Raw genomic sequence first — 566 nt, forward strand, 5'->3', positions numbered from 1 at the left:
TTCGTTTATATAAGTGTAAGTGTTAGATCGCCTTGTTACCCGTAAATATACTGGATTTAAAAGATTGTATGGTTCATTAATAAAAAAACATATGGAGTTACACACGATAATCGTTACTAAATAAATAGATTTCTTCAAAAACAGTCCCAAAGCTCCCATACATAAAAGCCTTAAAATCCATTTAATCAAGATGCATGTTACGCATAGCCAATTCCATCCGCCTCCCCGGCCTCCCTGTCATAAAGCTGGCTCATCCAATCGGCTGGAAAGCTCGCCAACCGGGTGGGATCTCGGACCAGGGCAGCGGATGTGGATTGGCTATGCGTATCTTTTCATCTTCAAGATGTGTATTGAATTATTTTGATACTGGAACCGTATCCCATCGCTTATGTACACCTACTGGGGACATAGAAGTCCCGCCAATTTAATACCATACGCTGCCCCCTTTTGAGGCCCCACCTTAGGAACGAGTCCTTTTCCTGCCGGTTGGATGCGCCAGCTCCATAAAGGGATAGCCGAAAGCCTCCCGGAGAACATCCATGTCCTTTCAAAAACGCTCAAAGCGG

The organism is Eubacterium sp. BIOML-A2 (assembly GCF_009680135.1).
Classification (GTDB): domain Bacteria; phylum Bacillota; class Clostridia; order Lachnospirales; family Lachnospiraceae; genus Faecalicatena; species Faecalicatena contortus_B.